We start from the raw sequence: 16,170 nt of genomic DNA, 5'->3' as shown, positions 1-16,170 counted from the left end.
ATCGTTCTCAAAAACCTCCCGGCATTTCTACTTTGATTTGTGGGCTACGTCAATTTGAATACTTCTTTCAGGGCTGGAAACTTGCTCTGTGTAAGGATGTGTGTACACCGTAGCCCCGCTTGCGGGGAGGGGTTGGGGGTGGGGTTGAAATGTACCTTATCCAACCGAGAACCGCTTTATTTCAGTCACATTTCTACATCATAAAGTTTAAAATAAGGTCAGATAGATGTAGAGTGGTTTTTATAAATTTTGTAAACAATGACTACAAATATACAGTTTAACGCTAAAGTTAATGACGGTAAAATCGAGATTCCCGTTGAGTATCAAGACGAGATACACAACGCCGAAATAGTGCAAATTGTGATATTGAAACCCTTGTCACAAAAGAAACGTTTTCCACAAACCAGTATCATAGCCCAGCTAACTGCAAATCCCATCCAGATTGCCGATTTCAAACCACTCACCAGAGAAGAAGCAAATGAACGCTGGTGAGATGAGACGATGCTTTGTTGATTCCAATATTTGGCTTTATCGCTTTATCTTGAACTCTAGCGAGACAAGTGCAGTACAAAAGCAACAAATAGCTACAACCGTTACAAGTCAAGAAAACTTACTTGTTAGTATACAAGTTATCAATGAAGTTTGTGCAAATTTAATACGTAAAGCAGGTTTTGATAATTCTCAGATTCAAAACTTAATTGAAGATTTTTCAGAAGGTTGTGAAATCTTGCCTGTCTCACTAGAAACGCTTCAGTATGCAGTTAAATTGCGCGATCGCTATTTGCTATCGTTTTGGGATAGTCTGATTGTGGCTAGTGCAGTTTTAGGACAAGCAAGTATTTTGTATTCAGAAGATATGCAAGATGGTTTAATGATTGAAAATGCCTTACAGATTGTCAATCCATTTCTCAAAGTATAGATAAACATTTTTAACGACACAAAATTGTTTTGGTAACGAACAGGCAAGCTGTGGTAACGACAACAAATTTATTCTTAACGTCAGCTTCTTTATTGGTAATAAATGGACAAAATGTCACTGGGGTAAAAGTGCTTAAATAATTTTGGTGAAGAGGATTTTCTTTAAGCTTCGCATTGCACGAGTAGCAAAATTATGCTGATGCCAAGCTTGATAGAAATCGGGATAAGGCATATTCTGGGTAAAATGCCAAATCAATGAGTGGCAAGATACAAATAGTTGAGAATCATTTAAGTATGGTTGTAAATCTGCAATAATTTTTCCGAACTGATTATTTTGCAAGATTTCCTTTAATATATTTACTGCTAAAAATTTGTTGTATTTATTAACTTGATGTGATGATACTACTTTTATTATATTAGTAATAGCTTGTTTGTTATTAGTGCATATTTGCTCTAAGCTTTTAGCCGCTTGAGTAAGAGTGAACTGATCTACTTCATTTGAAATTAGTAATTGTACTAAACTAGAAATAGCTTGTTCATTTCCTAAAGCTATTTGACCTAAGCTTTGAGCCGCATAAGCAAAAATAGAGTTATTCACCTCATATAAGGTTAGCAGTTGTACCAAAGCATTTATAGCCTGTAAATTACCAGCACTAATTTTACCCAAGCTATTTGTTACTTGACTACGAATAGAATTATCCACATCCGTTGATTGTAGTAGTTGCACTAAAACATTTATAGCTTGTAGGTGACTAGGGTTTATTTTTACTAAGCTATCTGCCACCTGCCAAAGAAGATTATTGTCTAAATCCGGTGATTGTAGTAGTTGCTCTAAAGCATTTATAGCTTGTAGGTGACTAGGGTTTATTTTTACTAAGCTATCTGCCACCTGCCAAAGAAGATTATTGTCTAAATCCGGTGATTGTAGCAGTTGCTCTAAAGAAGCAGTAACCTTTTGATTGCTAGTGCCAATTCTCCCTAAGTTTTTCACAACTAGCTTAAAAGTGTAGTCATTTATATTTTTTGATTGCAGTAATTTTTCCAAAGCAGTTATAGCTTGTTCATCACCAGTCCCAATTTTCCCTAAACTTTCTATTGCTTGCCTACGGATATAGTCATCTATCTCACTAGATTTTACCAATTGCACTAAAGCGTTAATTGCCGTTTTATTGCCTATGCCAATTTCCTCTAAGATTTCAGATGCTTTTTTCTTACGAAGGGGGTCATTTACTTCATTAGATATAAGCAACTCTACCACAGCAATGATCGCTTTTTCATTGCCAATACCAATTTTGCTTAAGCTTTGCTCCGCCAGGAAAAGGATAGCGTTATCCACCTTATTAGACTTGAGAATTTTCGTCAAAGCAGTAATAGCTTGTTCATTGCCATAACCAATTTTTCCTAAGGTTTCCAACAATTGCATACAGATGTATTTATCGACTGTATTATCCACTGCAATGGTATTGATAAGGTTCACCAAAACAGTAATCACTTGGTGATTGCCATGACCAATTTTTCCTAAGGTTTTCAACACCAACATTGGATTATAGTTATTTAATTTACTGACCTTAATAAGTTGTAGTAAAACAGTAATTGCTTGTTCATTGTCTGAGTCTATTTGCTTTAAAGTTTCTGCCACTTGAGTGAGGATATAGTCATCCACCTGATTTAAGTTCAATAGCTTTACCAAAGCAGCAATAGCTTCTGTACGATTTGTGTGCCGCAATGTTTCTCTAGCTTCCTCAGCTATATTAATAAATCTTACCCACTTCTGCTTTCTAGTATTGTAATAACCAAAGCACCACTTAACAATTTGGTTTACTATTTCGTCTGTTTGGGAACAATGCCTAAACTCAGCAATTCCAACTGCTGCTAAAAAGTAAGCTTGATATTCATACAATCCTTTGTCTACATCTTCTCTATTACATTTACCGCATCCATCTTTAAAGTTTATTAAGGCATTTATAAACTGTTGTTTTTGTCGTTTTAAATTTTCTTCTGGTCTTCCTAACCAAAGTAATATTGTTTGCTTCCACTGCGGTTCAAAAATGCGATAAATTCCCTTACTGGGATTTTTAGGAACGTGGTTGAGAAAGAAATGCCAATCATCAATTGCTGTAGCAGCAAAATACTCTTGAAATGAAGCATGAAAGAAAGCGTAAACAGGTTTTCTAGTAGTATCTATTCCTACTTGATTCAACCAGCCACGATTTACTGCTAATTTGAACAACGAATTATCATCATCAGCATCTCCCAAAAACTGACTAACAATATCCTGACGTAAGCGAAAACGGGTTACTTCTTTATCTATAGCTGCTTTCGCTAATTCCCCTAATTTGAGATTGAGTTGCCGATGCTGGTTAGAGTTTGTAACAATTTCCTCTTTTTTCCACTTGTAGAAATCATCCACAAATTGCTGATAAAGTCCTGCTTGCGTATCTGGTAACTTGCCATCGCCTGATTGCCAATTCAAACACAGCAGTGTCAACCGCAGAGGATTTTTTACTAAATCTTGAATCCGTTCTTTACCTGGTTCTTTCAAAGCATTACATAACCGCTTTCCAGCTTCGGGATTAGCCGCAAACCATTTGTAAATAAATTTCTCTACTTGTTCTGGATAAGAAAAATTTAAAGTGCGATAAATATCAAAATCATCAAGTGCATTAATGCCGGCATCCCACAAATTAACCCGACAAGTTAACACAATTCGCGCTTGACTAATTAATCCTGATTCACGAAATTGTCGGGCAATTTCTGTTAGCGGATTAGATGCAGACATTTCATCTAATCCATCTAGCACTAGCCAGACATGATTTTGTTGAAACAGAGCAACAAAATCATTTTCCTGTTGCTGAGTAGGTTTAGCTTTACCTTTTTTCCTCACAGCAGCAGTTAGCCAAGTCTTTAATAAATATTCCTCTAATTTTTGCCCTTGCAAATCTGCTAAAGATACCCAAATCACAATCGACTTTTGAATATCACGCGATACCCAATCAGCAATTTGCTGTAATAATGTTGTCTTTCCTGCGCCTGGTTCACCAATAATTGCAATTCGCTTACCCTTGCTTTTCGGCGTGTTCTTCTGTTTGAGAACTTCTTCTAAAAAATCATCATGTTCATAAGTTTTGGTGATTTCTGTCTCCTTGTACAGTTCTGAACCCTGTTCTGGAGAAATATCACCTTGAGGTTTCGGCTGTTTTTTACGCTCAACTAATCCCAGTGGTACATAAACATCATCAACTTGCAGTGCAACTCCCTGTGTTGATGATGTCAAAGGATTTGTTGTCAGCTTACGCCGTTCTACAATTATTTCACGACAGACTTCACGCCAGCCATCGGGAGTTAACTTTGTCCCATCCTCCCCTTGAGACGACTGTAGTCAGTTATAAGTATTGTTTTGTGTGAAATTTTCAATATTTTGGGCAACTGTTGCACCTTTCTCTGCTTTTATGGTCTCTGCCATCTTCGTAAAATTTTTAACAACTGACGGCTGAGACTTGATTTCATCTGCTTTATTTTTAATTTCCTGAGCAACTTCAGACTGATCATTATTAACTGCTGCTTCGACTTCTAAAACTGCTTGAGCAATTTCGGGATCTTGTGCGGCTTGTGTCAGTTCCAGCACTGCTTGACCATAATCTAATCTTTGTGGTTCATCACTGGTAAGAGATGGTACTTTATTCTTGCGGCGCAGTAATTCTATCAACTTACCAGGAGCAGTCCATAAAACATCACCAATGTTCTCGCCGATTTTCTCCTGTGCTTTAGTCCACAGTACGTTAGCGATCGCAGTAGCTACAGCAGTCAAGCTTACAGTTATCATAAATCCACTATCAATAAACCAAATAGTGTCAAAATTTTATGTGTCTATTCTACTCGTAAAACTACTGATGCGTTAAACCTGGAGGCGATCGCCCTTAGCGGCTGTTTAGTTAATTATTGGGTAAGATGAAGTGCGATCGCCATAACTCATCAAAGGTAATCTTACCTGTATTTCTCCACAGATTCCACAGCAACATTAAATTGTTGAGCAATCTGTTCTACACTCATCCCAGTTTTCAGTAACAGTGGGACAGCTACTTTCAAAATTTCAGATCGACCTTGTTCTAGACCTTGTTCTAGACCTTGTTCTAGACCTTCAGCTTTGGCTTCCTGATATACTCTTGTTTCCTCTAAACTCAGTCCTAGCATGGCTTCTACTTCCTCTCGACTCAAAGACGAAAACTTGTAAACAGCAATTGTCGTAATAATCTCTACGATTTCGTTTTTCGGCAGTGTGCCTGTTTCTTCTAATTTTACTCGTTGAATTAGTTGCTTGGCTTGCTCTGCCATTGTTTCGGAAGATGCAGTTGTCAACTGCATTAAGTTGATGCCTATTGGTAGAGTATCAGAAGTACCTAACTCATTCAAATAAATGCGCTGTACTTGGTCGCTATTTAAAAATATGCGATGGGTTCTTTTATCGTTTGGTTCTAAAGAGCGTGATGGAAATATTACCACACAGTACCAATCATCGTATTGAGATTGATTGCGGTTCAAATACATCATTGATTCCGTAAAAAACCGATGATAAAGACCTTCATCTTTCTGAAATTGAACTTCGGCAAAAAAGATAACTCTAGATGTTGCGTCTTCTGGTGGTAAGAAAACACCATCAATCCGAAAGGCGGTTTCTTTGACTTCGACTGATTCAAATCGATAGTCTTGCGCCTGTGCAGGACGGTTATCAACGAGTTCAAATATTAACGCTGGAAACCGCTTGAAAATTTGGTAATAAATAGAGTCACGTTTCACTGAAATATTTAAATATACGAATTATTTTGAGGTTAATTTTATCATTATTTATATCCGAATGAAAGAGGCAAGGAGGATAAGGAGACAAGGGAGATGGTGTTTATTAATTATTAAGATTTTTTATATATATCCAACAACAAAATTATCACTTGTTGTGACAACAGCACTCAGTTTTTTATTGATTAATTCTCTTGTTTAATATTATGAAATCCATACGCGGTCAATAATTATTGAATTAGAAAATGCTATTAATTACCTGGAGATTCAACATTATTTTTTTGGAAAAAAATGGTGTGTTTTTTCATAAAATTTTTCGCATTAGTACTTGACAAGTATAATTTTATACTCTAATATAAAATCATGATAAAGGCGATCGCCCAATTCCATCAAGAACAAAGCGATCGCCCTTATCTAAAACCCTAAACAGAATAAAAGCGATCGCGTAATTCCGGCAAGAAGGCGGCGATCGCTTTTATAAAAACCCTCAATCGGAGTTTCAACACCATGATTGCATATTTACTACAATTTGCCCAATCCAAATTAGTGCAGTTCTTAGGCGCAAATACCAACTCCCCCAGTCGCCAGCAATTCGCACCACAGCCATTTCCCCAGCGAGAACCAATTAAACATTTGCTTATCGGTTCTCCCAAAGCTGTCACCAGTACAATTCACCACTTGCATCTGCTGGGCTACGCTAATGTTGCCGATTGGAGTCCACTGATTCCAACCGACAATCCAGATGAGGTGATGAGTATTCTAACTCGGCAAATTTTGATGTAATGAGTAGTGCTGAGTGCTGAGTAATGAAAAAGACGTTGCAGTGCAACGTCTTTTCATTTGAAAAGTCTTGAGCGAAAATAGGACACTTCAGACTTCAGACTTCCTTAGTAGTGATTTCCTACCTTGCGATGATGCACAGCTGTCAGTGCTTCAGGTTTGGAAACTCGGCCGCCGTTGACGGTGCTGTATACCGCCCAGTGGTCGCCACAGTCCATCCGGCTGACGACTTCGCATTCCATGTATGCTAAAGCGTCGGCGAGGATGGGTGTACCGTCTTCGGCGGGTTGAGTCCGCACACCTGCAAAGCGGTCTGCACCGGGGGCAAACCGTTTGAGGAAGTGGCGCATGAGTGTTTGATAATTGCCTTCTTCTAAGACGTTTAACACAAAGCGATCGCCTACTTGCATTAAGGATTCAATCGCCCGGTCTTTGGCGACTGCAATAGAAAATCCCAAGGGTTTGAAACTGGCTTGCGCTACCCAAGAAGCTAACATCGCGCTGGAGACATCGCCTTTTTTGGCGGTAATAATATACAGTCCGCCACTGAGTCTACCCAAAGCTTTATCTAAGTCTGCACTCAGGGATTTCATCGCCTTGATGCTGCGATCGCGTGTTACCCACTGCCCTAAGTCTGTGCCAGCTTCTTCACACTGCTTGTAAGTATTTTCACTTGGGTTTTCGCTCAGTTGAATGACCGGGAATGCTACGTGCAGTCCCAACGCCCGGAATTTTGTTAATAGGGGATAAGTCGGCTCATCATTACCGCCGCCAGTCTCAAATATACCAATGGCTTGTTTATCTTTAGCCGAGCCTAACACGGTGCTGAGTGCGGCTTGAGCAATGGTATCACCAGCCGATGGAGGCGCACCAATGACTAAACCAGAACAACGCCCCACCAGTTCGCGCAATTCTTGTAAATCTGTGGCTGAACCCAAATCTACTACTTCTACAGCCACATCGGTTTTGTTGATACCGTTGATAATTGATTGGGCGAGGCGATCGCTATAACCGTATTCTGAAACGTAAAATACACCAACGGTAGTTTCTGGTTTCGCTTGGTTCTGACTCCATTTGCGGTAACGTTGGGTGAGTTCCTCAACGTTGTGATAGAGTAACGGCCCGTGACCTGTCGCAATCATTTTAATCGCTGGTAATTCCCCCATCCGCTTCATTGCAGACAATACCGAGCGCGAATTCGGACCCATCAAGCATTCATAGTAATATTTAAAATCAGCTTCAATAGTTTTTAAGTCTTCGTCAAAAGTAGCATCGGAACAATAGTGCATCCCGAAAGCATCGCAGGTAAACAGGGTTTGGGTTTTATGGTCGAAGCTGAAGATTGTATCCGGCCAATGCAAGTTAGGCGCAATTACAAATTCTATCTCGTGACCGTTACCCAAATCTAAGCGATCGCCATTTTTGACAATCTGCCGTTTAAATGGCTGATGCACTAAATCTTCCAAAAATTGAATTGCGACTTTGGAAGCCACAACGGTAATTTCTGGAGCCATTTGTAACAAATCTTTCACTAAGCCGCTATGGTCAGGCTCAGTGTGGCTGACAATCAAATAATTGATATCTTGAGGATTAATCAAGCCTGTGAGCGTATCAAAATACAGCTTACGGAACTTCTCATGGGAGGTATCAACTAAGGCAATCTGCTCACCGCGAATCAAAAATGAGTTGTAGGTAGTACCATTTTGTAACCCAAACTCAATATCAAAGCGATCGCGATCCCAATCTAGAGAGCGAATTGCCGTCGTATCTTGAGAAATTTCCTCAGTTTGTATTGTCAGCCGTTTTTCCGTTTTCTCGGTGAGCGATACCATAAATCCCCTCTCAAACACAATGAGTATTTATTCCGCTTGTTCTATTTTGACACGGTTCAAATGTAAATTTTTATTAAAAAACCTATAGTTGTCTTAAAAAAATCAAAAGAGTGAAACCGCGTATATTGAAATCTGGCGCTAACCATTAGAGTCGCAGCTACAAGAATAAAGCTTGCAAATCCAGCACGTAGCCCTCAGACTGAAGTCTGGGGCTATACAAACTAAACCCGATTAGACGGGTTTTAAGATAGTCCGCGCAGGCGGACTTTGTTTGTATAGCCGCGATTTTAATCGTTCGGGTGGTATGAATATACATAAACCTTGGCTGGCTTTGGAGATAGGTAATTCCAGACTACATTGGGGGTTATTCCTAGGCGAAACCCTTGACTGTACATGGAATACAGACTATCTACCTGATTCAGTTATACAGCAGTTAGGTAACGGTCGAACCTTAGATAATTTCCCAGCCAAGATTTTTACCCTTCCTTGTCCCCTTCCCCTGGTAATTGCTTCTGTTGTTCCCAGTCAAACCGCACTTTGGCAAAGTTACCCCAATGTCAAAGTAATTACCTTAGAAAATGTACCTTTAAAAAATACTTATCCCACATTAGGAATTGACCGCGCCTTGGCTTTGTGGGGTGCGGGGATAAAGTTGGGATTTCCCATATTAGTAATTGATGCTGGAACCGCCTTAACTTTTACAGGTGCAGATAGTCAACAGAATTTAGTTGGCGGTGCAATTTTGCCAGGGCTAGGTTTACAATTTGCGACTTTAGGTCAAAAAACCAGTCAATTACCACAATTAGAAATGCAAACTTTCACATCTTTACCGCCAAGGTTTGCCCAAAATACCCCAGATGCAATTCAAAGTGGTGTTATCTACACCTTGTTAGCTGGAATTAAAGATTTTATAACCGCGTGGTGGGATTTATATCCTAATAGTAAAGTGGCGATTAAAGGAGGCGATCGCACCTTATTATTTAACTATCTGCAAACTTTATACCCTGAAATAACAGCCCGTTTAATTGTTGAACCTAATTTAATTTTTTGGGGAATAGCAACAAGTAATTATCATCTATAAATATTGCCTCAACTGGACGAATCAACTAAATGAATATCTACAAGAGGAGTTAGTACCTCACCAATCCAAAGGTTTTCTAATATTGGTTGTAATTTTTTTGTTTCAATCCATCGAGGAAGTTCCTCTTTAGCTCCAGGAGGTTCACGATATCTGAAACGAAATTGATATGTACCCGGATACAGTGGATAAAAACAATAAATATCCTCAGCAGGATAAGGGATATATAATGACAAATGGCGATCGCGCTTTTTTATGTGTTTCTGTTCCCAAAAAAGAAAAGCATCTCGATAGAGTGTGACTGCTCTTCCTGGTATTAACACTACAAATTCAGATGCCATTGGCTGGTTACATCGAGCGCAGTATATACCTGTTCGCATTAACTCACCACCTGGCGCAATCATTTCAGGAAACATTGAGTAGAAATTTGTTGAAAAGTGCAATGATGCCTGCGTATTATTAGTAATGCGGATGCCAAGCTCGACAGGAGTAAAACAACCGCGCTTGGCTTCAGGAATAATTAATATATTTTGAGATACAAAAGTTTCAAATTGAACTTCATCCACTTTATATAATTAAGTCAGTTTAACTGCATTAATAAAATCATGAATCTCTTCCGCCACAATGCCGGCACACTCTTCTGGTAAATCATTGCCAGCATGAGCCACTAATTTAAAATCAACTTGGGAAATTAATTGTTTATAAGTTTGACTTTGAAAGACAGCATCAGAAGTATCTTGTCCGCCTTGCAAAATTAACACAGGAACTTCTATTAAATGCAATTTATCTTGCAGTAACTCTGCCTTAATTTCTGCTGTTTGTCTTTGAAATAATAACTGACAAGCGGCGGGATATTTGAGTAAATGTTGACGTTGCTTTAGGTCTTGCTCGATTTTTTCGTGCCAACCCAACATTTTAGTGATTGGTCTGATAAATTTGAAAAATTTCACTAATAACGGAGAAAATTCTAATAATCTGCGTCGTTGCTGCCAACGTTTTTCTTGTTTCTCAACTTCTACGCCTTCTGGTGCTAACAGCACTAAACCTTCTACTTGTTCTGGATATTTCAAAGCATAACTCGCTGCAATCCAACCTCCCAGAGAATGACCTACTAAGTACACTCTTTCCAGTCTTAAGGCTTGCAGTAGTTCAGCAATAGACTCTACTTGTAAATCTATCGAGTGATGAATATTTGGCTTGTCAGACTCCCCAAAGCCTAACAAGTCTGGTGCAAAGCAATGGAAATTTTTCGCCAGTTTTTCCATGACTGATGACCACTGACTACTATCGTTCCAAGCACCATGTAACAAAACCACCGGAATACCTTGACCGGCTTCGCTCCAAAATAACAATCCTTGGGAGAGTTTTCTGCGGGAGTTACGTAGTAGTGTATCCATCTTATATATAAAAATTACATCATAGTAGATTGTAGTTTTTATATTGGATTTTGTAATTAAAACTCCCAGAGAAAATCTAAAGTATTGTTACGCCAGCGTTGTCAAGCCGCTTAAGTAGTCCTGTAGCTGTCGAGAATGGTCATGGGACATTGGCCCTGTTGGTAAAGCATTCGGAGAAAAAGCTTGGATTTCCATAACTTCTAAAGTATCTTGAATCTCCATTTTTCCTTTGACTTCGGCTTCCACTACAACACAAATCGAATGAATGCGAGGATCTCTGTCTGGTGCAGAATAAACACCTACTAAACGTTTAATTTCTACTAATTCCAGTCCTGTTTCCTCTACCAATTCTCGCTCGACTGTACTGGGAATATCTTCTCCCCAGTCCACCATTCCCCCTGGTAATGACCAAAGACCATTATCTCGTCGGCGAATTAAGACAATTCGACCGTCAGGTAATAACGGAATAATACTTGTACCAGTAATAGGATGACGAAAAATAATACCTAATACTGTTTGTCCGTAGCGCCATAAACCGCGTGTAGACTGGACAAATGCTGCAAAAAAAGCCAGAACGTTCAAGCTAAAAATTTTGGTGTTATGTTTTTTGATTTCTTGCACTCGCATTTACTCAAATAGCTAATTATTGAGATTTATTTCACACAAAGATGCTTGTGCTTTGAGAGTTTCTTCTTAGAGGTTATTTGAAAAGTATTAGCTGATTTGCTTAGTAGTTTAATATACGCATACATCTATACTAACTTGTTGGCAATTGATTGAGAATTTACTTTCATCGACAATTATTCAGTTAAGTCTTTCCCCAAAGAATTGCTACAAGGCTTGGCTTACTGATAACTATTGACATAGACTAGTCCTATTTGATTAACAAGTTAATTCGTTAAGATAGAGAACAGGAAATAGGGTTACTTGAATTTCATTTAGGACTGCTATATAGCCGAATTATACTAAGAAAATCAAGCAAAATACTTCATGGTTTTCAAATATCATCTAATAGTTTTTGTATGATACAGGACTTACGCAAAAATTCGCAAAAAGCTTAATTTATCGAACCGCCAAGTCGCCGAGAACGCCAAGAAATCGTAGATTCTGCGTAAGTCCTATGATAGATCAATTTTAGCACTGAATTAAAGAAAAGTTTTTGTAGTCTTATATACGTTATTTATTTAGGTGGATGAATAAATAAGAAGATATTGAAATTATCCCGACGAGATATTTAATCCATAGAAAATAGTTAATTTATTTGTGGAAAAACATTATCTAAATTATATAAATCATCGATCTAATTCTGGGTGAGCGATCGCCTGTGATTTTTACATAAGTTTATTATCAGAATTTCCAACTCCAGTTTTACGAATTGCTGCTTTTATCTATATATCTCAGTTTTCGACTTGTTCGCCTGATAGAAATCAGCAAAATTTATATTGACATGCTTAAAATTAATGCGATACAATTGTATGCTGTTCAAATAAAGTAGTTAAACTGTTAAACTAGGGGAAAATCATATCAATAGCATCAGCCTTAGTAGCTGATAATGCCTAAGAGATGCCTAGTTTATCTTTTTTGTTGTTTATTTAATGAGGTGAACATGGCAAAGCGCCGTAACCCGAAAAAAGAAAAGGCGCTACGGAACCAGGCATACGCCAGAAAGTTTCGTAAACGGACTACAACGGGAAGAATGCAAAGAAGATTCCAGCAAAGATCACCGAAGAGTGAGGAAGATGAAGGCGCAGCAGCAGTTGACGCTGAGTAAGCCGCCGGCTTAGTCTCTGATTCTCTAAGTGATTCTAATTTTAAGGGCGTACAGATGTACGCTCTTATTTTTTTGAAGTATAGCGATAGTCAGATATATGACAATACGGTTCAGTTAAGGTGATGAGAGTTGATTTCTCAATTCCTGCTCTAACTATTCAGATAATGAGTAAGAGTTGGGGGAGAATCTCCCAAGCCCCCCGATTGGGGGACGGTTGCGTCCCCCAAACCCCCTCCAAAATCATTTTTTTGTTTTTTGTTGAGTCATTATTTGTTGGTTTTGCTGTCATTGAGTTTTCTTATCTGAACCGTATTGTGATATTACCCTGTAACCTATCACCTATCACCTATCACCTATTCCCTGATTTGATTGCGGGCATGATCAATTGCTTTGCTGACTTGGGCAAAACCTGTTCCACCATAACTGTTACGGGCGGCGACAACTGTACGTGGGGCGATCGCATCATAAATATCAGCCGCAAATGTCGGATGTATTTGTTGCCATTCGTCTAAGGTTAAGTCTTGCAAAAGTTTACCCGCAGCAATACTAGTTTTTACTACCTTGCCCACGAGATTATAAGCTTCTCGGAAGGGAACACCCCTAGCAGCTAAATAATCTGCGACATCGGTAGCATTAGAAAAGTCTTCCGCGACGGCTGCATTTAAACGCTGGCTACGAAATTCTAAGCCTTCCCGTAGCAAAATTGTCATTGCTTCTAAACAAGCTTTGACAGTGTTAACGCCATCAAATAAACCTTCTTTGTCTTCTTGCAAATCTTTGTTATACGCCAAAGGCAAACCCTTCATTATGACTAACATTGCCTGGAGATGACCAAAAACCCGCCCAGTTTTACCGCGTACTAGTTCTGGGACATCGGGGTTTTTCTTTTGGGGCATAATGCTAGAACCAGTAGCACAACTATCTTTAAGAGTGATGAAGCGAAATTCTTCCGAAGCCCAAAGAATCACTTCTTCTGAAAGACGGCTGAGGTGAACCATAATCAAACTAGCCGCACACAGAAATTCAATGGCAAAATCGCGATCGCTCACCCCATCCAAGCTGTTAGCATAAACATGATCAAAATTGAGCAACTGGGCTGTGTAATGGCGGTCTATGGGGAAAGTTGTTCCCGCCAAAGCACCGCAACCCAAAGGCGAAATATTCACGCGGCGATAAACATCACCCAAACGTTCCCAGTCGCGCTGTGTCATTTCAAAGTAAGCCAATAAGTGATGGGCTAAACTCAAAGGCTGGGCGCGTTGGAGGTGAGTATAGCCAGGGATGAGAGTTTCAACGTTATTTTCGGCTATATCTAATAAAACTTGTTGAAATTCTCGCAATTGTCCGCGAATTTGCTGAATTTGGTCGCGGAGATAAAGCCGAGTATCTGTACCTACTTGGTCATTGCGCGATCGCGCCGTGTGTAACTTTTTCCCCACATCGCCGACAATTTCTGTAAGCCGTCGTTCTACAGCAAAATGTACATCTTCAGCATCAATTCCTGGCTGAAACTGGCCTTGGCGATATTCTTGGCGAATTTGTTCCAAACCTGTAACGAGTTGTTCGCCTTCTTCAGCAGAAATTATCCCCGTATGCACCAACATTTTGGCATGAGCTTGAGAACCAGTTAGGTCGTATTCGATTAATTCAATATCAAAATTAATGCTGGCATTAAAAAGAGCGATCGCAGGATGTAAGGCTGATTCAAATCGCTGACTCCAGGTTTGTTGTTGCGTCATAAAACAAAGGGGAATTGGAAGTAGGCAAATACTCTAATCCGTACTACCAACCCCCTGTCTGTGTCAACCGTAGCTGGTAAGATTGCGAAATAGCCAACCAATCACTACACCAATCAGTAAAGCCCAGACTTGACCTGTTTGTATAAAGTGATTCCAAGCTTTCTGCACCTGTCCCATAAGATTGGGGTCACTAACTTGCTGCGCCAACACCATTACATTCATCGGCAAATGCCAAAATAGCTGAAAAGTTAAATCATTGAGGTAGTGCATACCGAGTTCTCGTAAAGTCCTCTATGTCATAACCTCTAGTTCTAGGTGATGTCCAGTGTTTGGCTGACTTAATTGGAGGGAGTATTTAAGGTAGCGATCGCACGATCATTACTTGGTAAAGTTTTCTTATGTTTGATAACATCTGTGAATTTCTCGTAGAAAACTTTGCCAGTGATTTTGCTACCTGGCTTTTAGGTGAACCCATCACCCGAATTTCTCACGTATGGGTAGGGGGTGTGGGGAATGTGGGGAGAGAGGGGAGAGGGGGAAGTGTGGGAAGAGAGGGGCGTTTGGAGGGAAAGATTTCTTCACCATCCTCCCACACCTCCCACACCTCCCACACTTCCCACACCTCCCACACCCCTGGATTTCTCGCTGGGTTAGTATTAAATCAAGATATTATCCAACAGTTGCTGCGGAGAGAACTTATGCAAGAGTCAGTAACTTATCAAGCACTCATGAATGAAGGTCGGGCTGAAGGTCGAGTTGAAGGTATTGAAGAAGGTGTTCGCCTTGTAGCCCTTAATCTTCTACGGGAAGGAGTAGCTGATGAAGTAGTCATCAAAGTAACAGGTCTGTCAGCATAAAATATCCAGCAACTTAAGCTGACAGAGTTGGAGAGTGAGAATAGAGGCTAGGGGCTAGGGGTTAGAAATAGGTTTGGATGTTGAGTTGTGAGATTTTTGTACAGGTGGAACTGAGCGTAAGAGTGTAGAGATAAATCTGTAACTTGTCACTGACTATAAATAGCTGGCTAGAAGAAAATTGAACAAAATACTAATCTCTAGCCCCTATCCTCTTTTTGCCTCAACTTCGCCGCCGTTCGCAAAATTTGCCCCGCCAACACTGCTGCGCCAAAACCATTGTCAATATTCACTACACCAACACCAGCAGCACAAGAGTTCAGCATTGTCAGCAAAGGTGCTAAACCACCAAAACTTGCACCATAGCCAATACTAGTAGGCACAGCAATCACAGGACAATCGGCTAAACCTGCAACCACACTGGGTAAAGCCCCTTCCATACCCGCAACAACAATTAATACTGATGCTGATTCAATCAAATGACGGTTACTCAGCAAGCGGTGAATACCAGCTACGCCCACATCCCAGAGACGTTGGACACGAAACCCAGAAAGTTCTGCTGTGATGGCTGCTTCTTCCGCCACAGGTAAGTCCGCAGTTCCAGCAGAGAGAATACCAATTTCCCCCGGAAACTGAGGTTCAATAATTTCGGGAGTAATGGCGCAAATTCTGGCTAACTCGAAATATTGCAAACCCCGGACTTTTGATTGCAGCACTGCATAAACCGATGGTTCAATACGAGTTGCCATCACAACTGGGTTACGTTGGCGCATCACCTCAATAATGCGAATGATTTGTTCAGGAGTTTTACCAAGCCCCCAAATCACTTCCGGGAAACCAGTTCTGAGGGCGCGATGGTTATCGATTTTGGCAAACTCACCTACAGGTTCATAGGCTAAGTTTTTCAGAGAATTGAAGGCTATATCTGGGGTAACTTTACCATTTGCGACTTCTTCTAGGAGCGATCGCAAATTCTGATCATTTGTCATTTGTCATTGGTCATTTGTCCA

At 39.9% G+C, this 16,170-nt stretch carries 16 protein-coding genes; 6 read left to right on the top strand and 10 right to left on the bottom strand.

The window, feature by feature from the left end:
- Window positions 1-258: 258 nt before the first annotated feature.
- On the top strand, window positions 259-492 hold the full coding sequence (locus H6G74_RS17665; protein ID WP_190968905.1) for a hypothetical protein: 234 nt from the start codon (window positions 259-261) through the stop codon (window positions 490-492).
- Entirely contained in the window at window positions 479-919 is a 441-nt protein-coding gene (locus H6G74_RS17660; protein WP_190968904.1) for a PIN domain-containing protein, read from the top strand. Before H6G74_RS17665 ends, H6G74_RS17660 begins: the two co-directional genes overlap by 14 nt.
- Before the next feature lie 132 nt (window positions 920-1,051).
- On the opposite strand, the gene H6G74_RS17655 is transcribed toward H6G74_RS17660, so the two are convergent.
- From H6G74_RS17655 to H6G74_RS17645, 3 genes are all read right to left on the bottom strand, one after another.
- A complete protein-coding gene (locus H6G74_RS17655) occupies window positions 1,052-4,192 on the bottom strand; it encodes a HEAT repeat domain-containing protein (RefSeq protein ID WP_199341039.1) in 3,141 nt (1,046 codons plus the stop codon).
- Window positions 4,193-4,297: 105 nt separating this feature from the next.
- A complete protein-coding gene (locus H6G74_RS17650) occupies window positions 4,298-4,741 on the bottom strand; it encodes a hypothetical protein (RefSeq protein WP_190968903.1) in 444 nt (147 codons plus the stop codon).
- A 161-nt stretch (window positions 4,742-4,902) separates the two neighbouring features.
- Window positions 4,903-5,712, bottom strand: a complete 810-nt coding sequence (locus tag H6G74_RS17645) for an Rpn family recombination-promoting nuclease/putative transposase (RefSeq protein WP_190968902.1) — start codon at window positions 5,710-5,712, stop codon at window positions 4,903-4,905.
- Between the two features lie 504 nt (window positions 5,713-6,216).
- Between H6G74_RS17645 and H6G74_RS17640 the strand changes: the two genes are divergently transcribed.
- Window positions 6,217-6,492 carry a hypothetical protein gene (locus H6G74_RS17640; RefSeq protein WP_190968901.1) on the top strand — a complete coding sequence of 92 codons (276 nt, stop codon included), beginning with the start codon at window positions 6,217-6,219 and terminating at the stop codon, window positions 6,490-6,492.
- Between the two features lie 104 nt (window positions 6,493-6,596).
- On the opposite strand, the gene H6G74_RS17635 is transcribed toward H6G74_RS17640, so the two are convergent.
- A complete protein-coding gene (locus tag H6G74_RS17635) occupies window positions 6,597-8,321 on the bottom strand; it encodes a diflavin flavoprotein (protein WP_190968900.1) in 1,725 nt (574 codons plus the stop codon).
- 304 nt (window positions 8,322-8,625) lie between these two features.
- Between H6G74_RS17635 and H6G74_RS17630 the strand changes: the two genes are divergently transcribed.
- Window positions 8,626-9,402 (top strand): pantothenate kinase, encoded by a 777-nt coding sequence (locus H6G74_RS17630; protein WP_190968908.1) that lies wholly within the window; start codon window positions 8,626-8,628, stop codon window positions 9,400-9,402.
- 8 nt (window positions 9,403-9,410) lie between these two features.
- Here H6G74_RS17630 and H6G74_RS17625 read toward each other — a convergent pair whose 3' ends face one another.
- The 3 genes from H6G74_RS17625 to H6G74_RS17615 form a co-directional block, all read right to left on the bottom strand.
- Window positions 9,411-9,965, bottom strand: coding sequence for a hypothetical protein (locus H6G74_RS17625; RefSeq protein WP_190968899.1), 555 nt, complete (start codon window positions 9,963-9,965; stop codon window positions 9,411-9,413).
- Between the two features lie 9 nt (window positions 9,966-9,974).
- A complete protein-coding gene (locus H6G74_RS17620; RefSeq protein WP_190968898.1) occupies window positions 9,975-10,796 on the bottom strand; it encodes an alpha/beta fold hydrolase in 822 nt (273 codons plus the stop codon).
- 87 nt (window positions 10,797-10,883) lie between these two features.
- A complete protein-coding gene (locus H6G74_RS17615) occupies window positions 10,884-11,378 on the bottom strand; it encodes an NUDIX hydrolase (RefSeq protein ID WP_190968907.1) in 495 nt (164 codons plus the stop codon).
- 1,024 nt (window positions 11,379-12,402) lie between these two features.
- On the opposite strand from H6G74_RS17615, the gene H6G74_RS17610 reads away from it, so the two are divergent.
- The gene (locus H6G74_RS17610; protein WP_190968897.1) at window positions 12,403-12,567 is read left to right on the top strand and encodes a hypothetical protein; all 165 of its coding nucleotides are present in this window, start codon (window positions 12,403-12,405) and stop codon (window positions 12,565-12,567) included.
- 353 nt (window positions 12,568-12,920) lie between these two features.
- Here H6G74_RS17610 and argH read toward each other — a convergent pair whose 3' ends face one another.
- On the bottom strand, window positions 12,921-14,306 hold the full coding sequence (argH, locus tag H6G74_RS17605) for an argininosuccinate lyase (RefSeq protein ID WP_190968896.1): 1,386 nt from the start codon (window positions 14,304-14,306) through the stop codon (window positions 12,921-12,923).
- A gap of 63 nt (window positions 14,307-14,369) precedes the next feature.
- Window positions 14,370-14,576, bottom strand: coding sequence for a hypothetical protein (locus tag H6G74_RS17600; protein WP_190968895.1), 207 nt, complete (start codon window positions 14,574-14,576; stop codon window positions 14,370-14,372).
- 128 nt (window positions 14,577-14,704) lie between these two features.
- On the opposite strand from H6G74_RS17600, the gene H6G74_RS31240 reads away from it, so the two are divergent.
- Entirely contained in the window at window positions 14,705-15,163 is a 459-nt protein-coding gene (locus H6G74_RS31240; protein ID WP_242051266.1) for a hypothetical protein, read from the top strand.
- Between the two features lie 197 nt (window positions 15,164-15,360).
- Here the strand turns inward: H6G74_RS31240 and larB are convergent, their stop codons facing one another.
- Window positions 15,361-16,149, bottom strand: coding sequence for a nickel pincer cofactor biosynthesis protein LarB (gene larB, locus H6G74_RS17585; protein ID WP_190968894.1), 789 nt, complete (start codon window positions 16,147-16,149; stop codon window positions 15,361-15,363).
- Between the last annotated feature and the right edge of the window lie 21 nt (window positions 16,150-16,170).

Source organism: Nostoc spongiaeforme FACHB-130 (assembly GCF_014698475.1).
GTDB classification, from domain to species: domain Bacteria; phylum Cyanobacteriota; class Cyanobacteriia; order Cyanobacteriales; family Nostocaceae; genus Nostoc_B; species Nostoc_B spongiaeforme.
The sequence above is the reverse complement of the archived record's forward strand: the minus strand, read 5'-3'. Positions and strand labels throughout refer to the sequence as shown.

Excerpts from the sequence above, each read along its gene's own strand:
- H6G74_RS17665 (WP_190968905.1), top strand. The coding sequence starts at position 259 with ATGACTACAAATATACAGTTTAACGCTAAAGTTAATGACGGTAAAATC.
- H6G74_RS17660 (WP_190968904.1), top strand. The coding sequence starts at position 479 with ATGAACGCTGGTGAGATGAGACGATGCTTTGTTGATTCCAATATTTGG.
- H6G74_RS17650 (WP_190968903.1), bottom strand. The coding sequence starts at position 4,741 with ATGATAACTGTAAGCTTGACTGCTGTAGCTACTGCGATCGCTAACGTA.
- H6G74_RS17640 (WP_190968901.1), top strand. The coding sequence starts at position 6,217 with ATGATTGCATATTTACTACAATTTGCCCAATCCAAATTAGTGCAGTTC.
- H6G74_RS17635 (WP_190968900.1), bottom strand. The coding sequence starts at position 8,321 with ATGGTATCGCTCACCGAGAAAACGGAAAAACGGCTGACAATACAAACT.
- H6G74_RS17630 (WP_190968908.1), top strand. The coding sequence starts at position 8,626 with ATGAATATACATAAACCTTGGCTGGCTTTGGAGATAGGTAATTCCAGA.
- H6G74_RS17620 (WP_190968898.1), bottom strand. The coding sequence starts at position 10,796 with ATGGATACACTACTACGTAACTCCCGCAGAAAACTCTCCCAAGGATTG.
- H6G74_RS17610 (WP_190968897.1), top strand. The coding sequence starts at position 12,403 with ATGGCAAAGCGCCGTAACCCGAAAAAAGAAAAGGCGCTACGGAACCAG.
- argH (WP_190968896.1), bottom strand. The coding sequence starts at position 14,306 with ATGACGCAACAACAAACCTGGAGTCAGCGATTTGAATCAGCCTTACAT.
- H6G74_RS17600 (WP_190968895.1), bottom strand. The coding sequence starts at position 14,576 with ATGCACTACCTCAATGATTTAACTTTTCAGCTATTTTGGCATTTGCCG.
- H6G74_RS31240 (WP_242051266.1), top strand. The coding sequence starts at position 14,705 with ATGTTTGATAACATCTGTGAATTTCTCGTAGAAAACTTTGCCAGTGAT.
- larB (WP_190968894.1), bottom strand. The coding sequence starts at position 16,149 with ATGACAAATGATCAGAATTTGCGATCGCTCCTAGAAGAAGTCGCAAAT.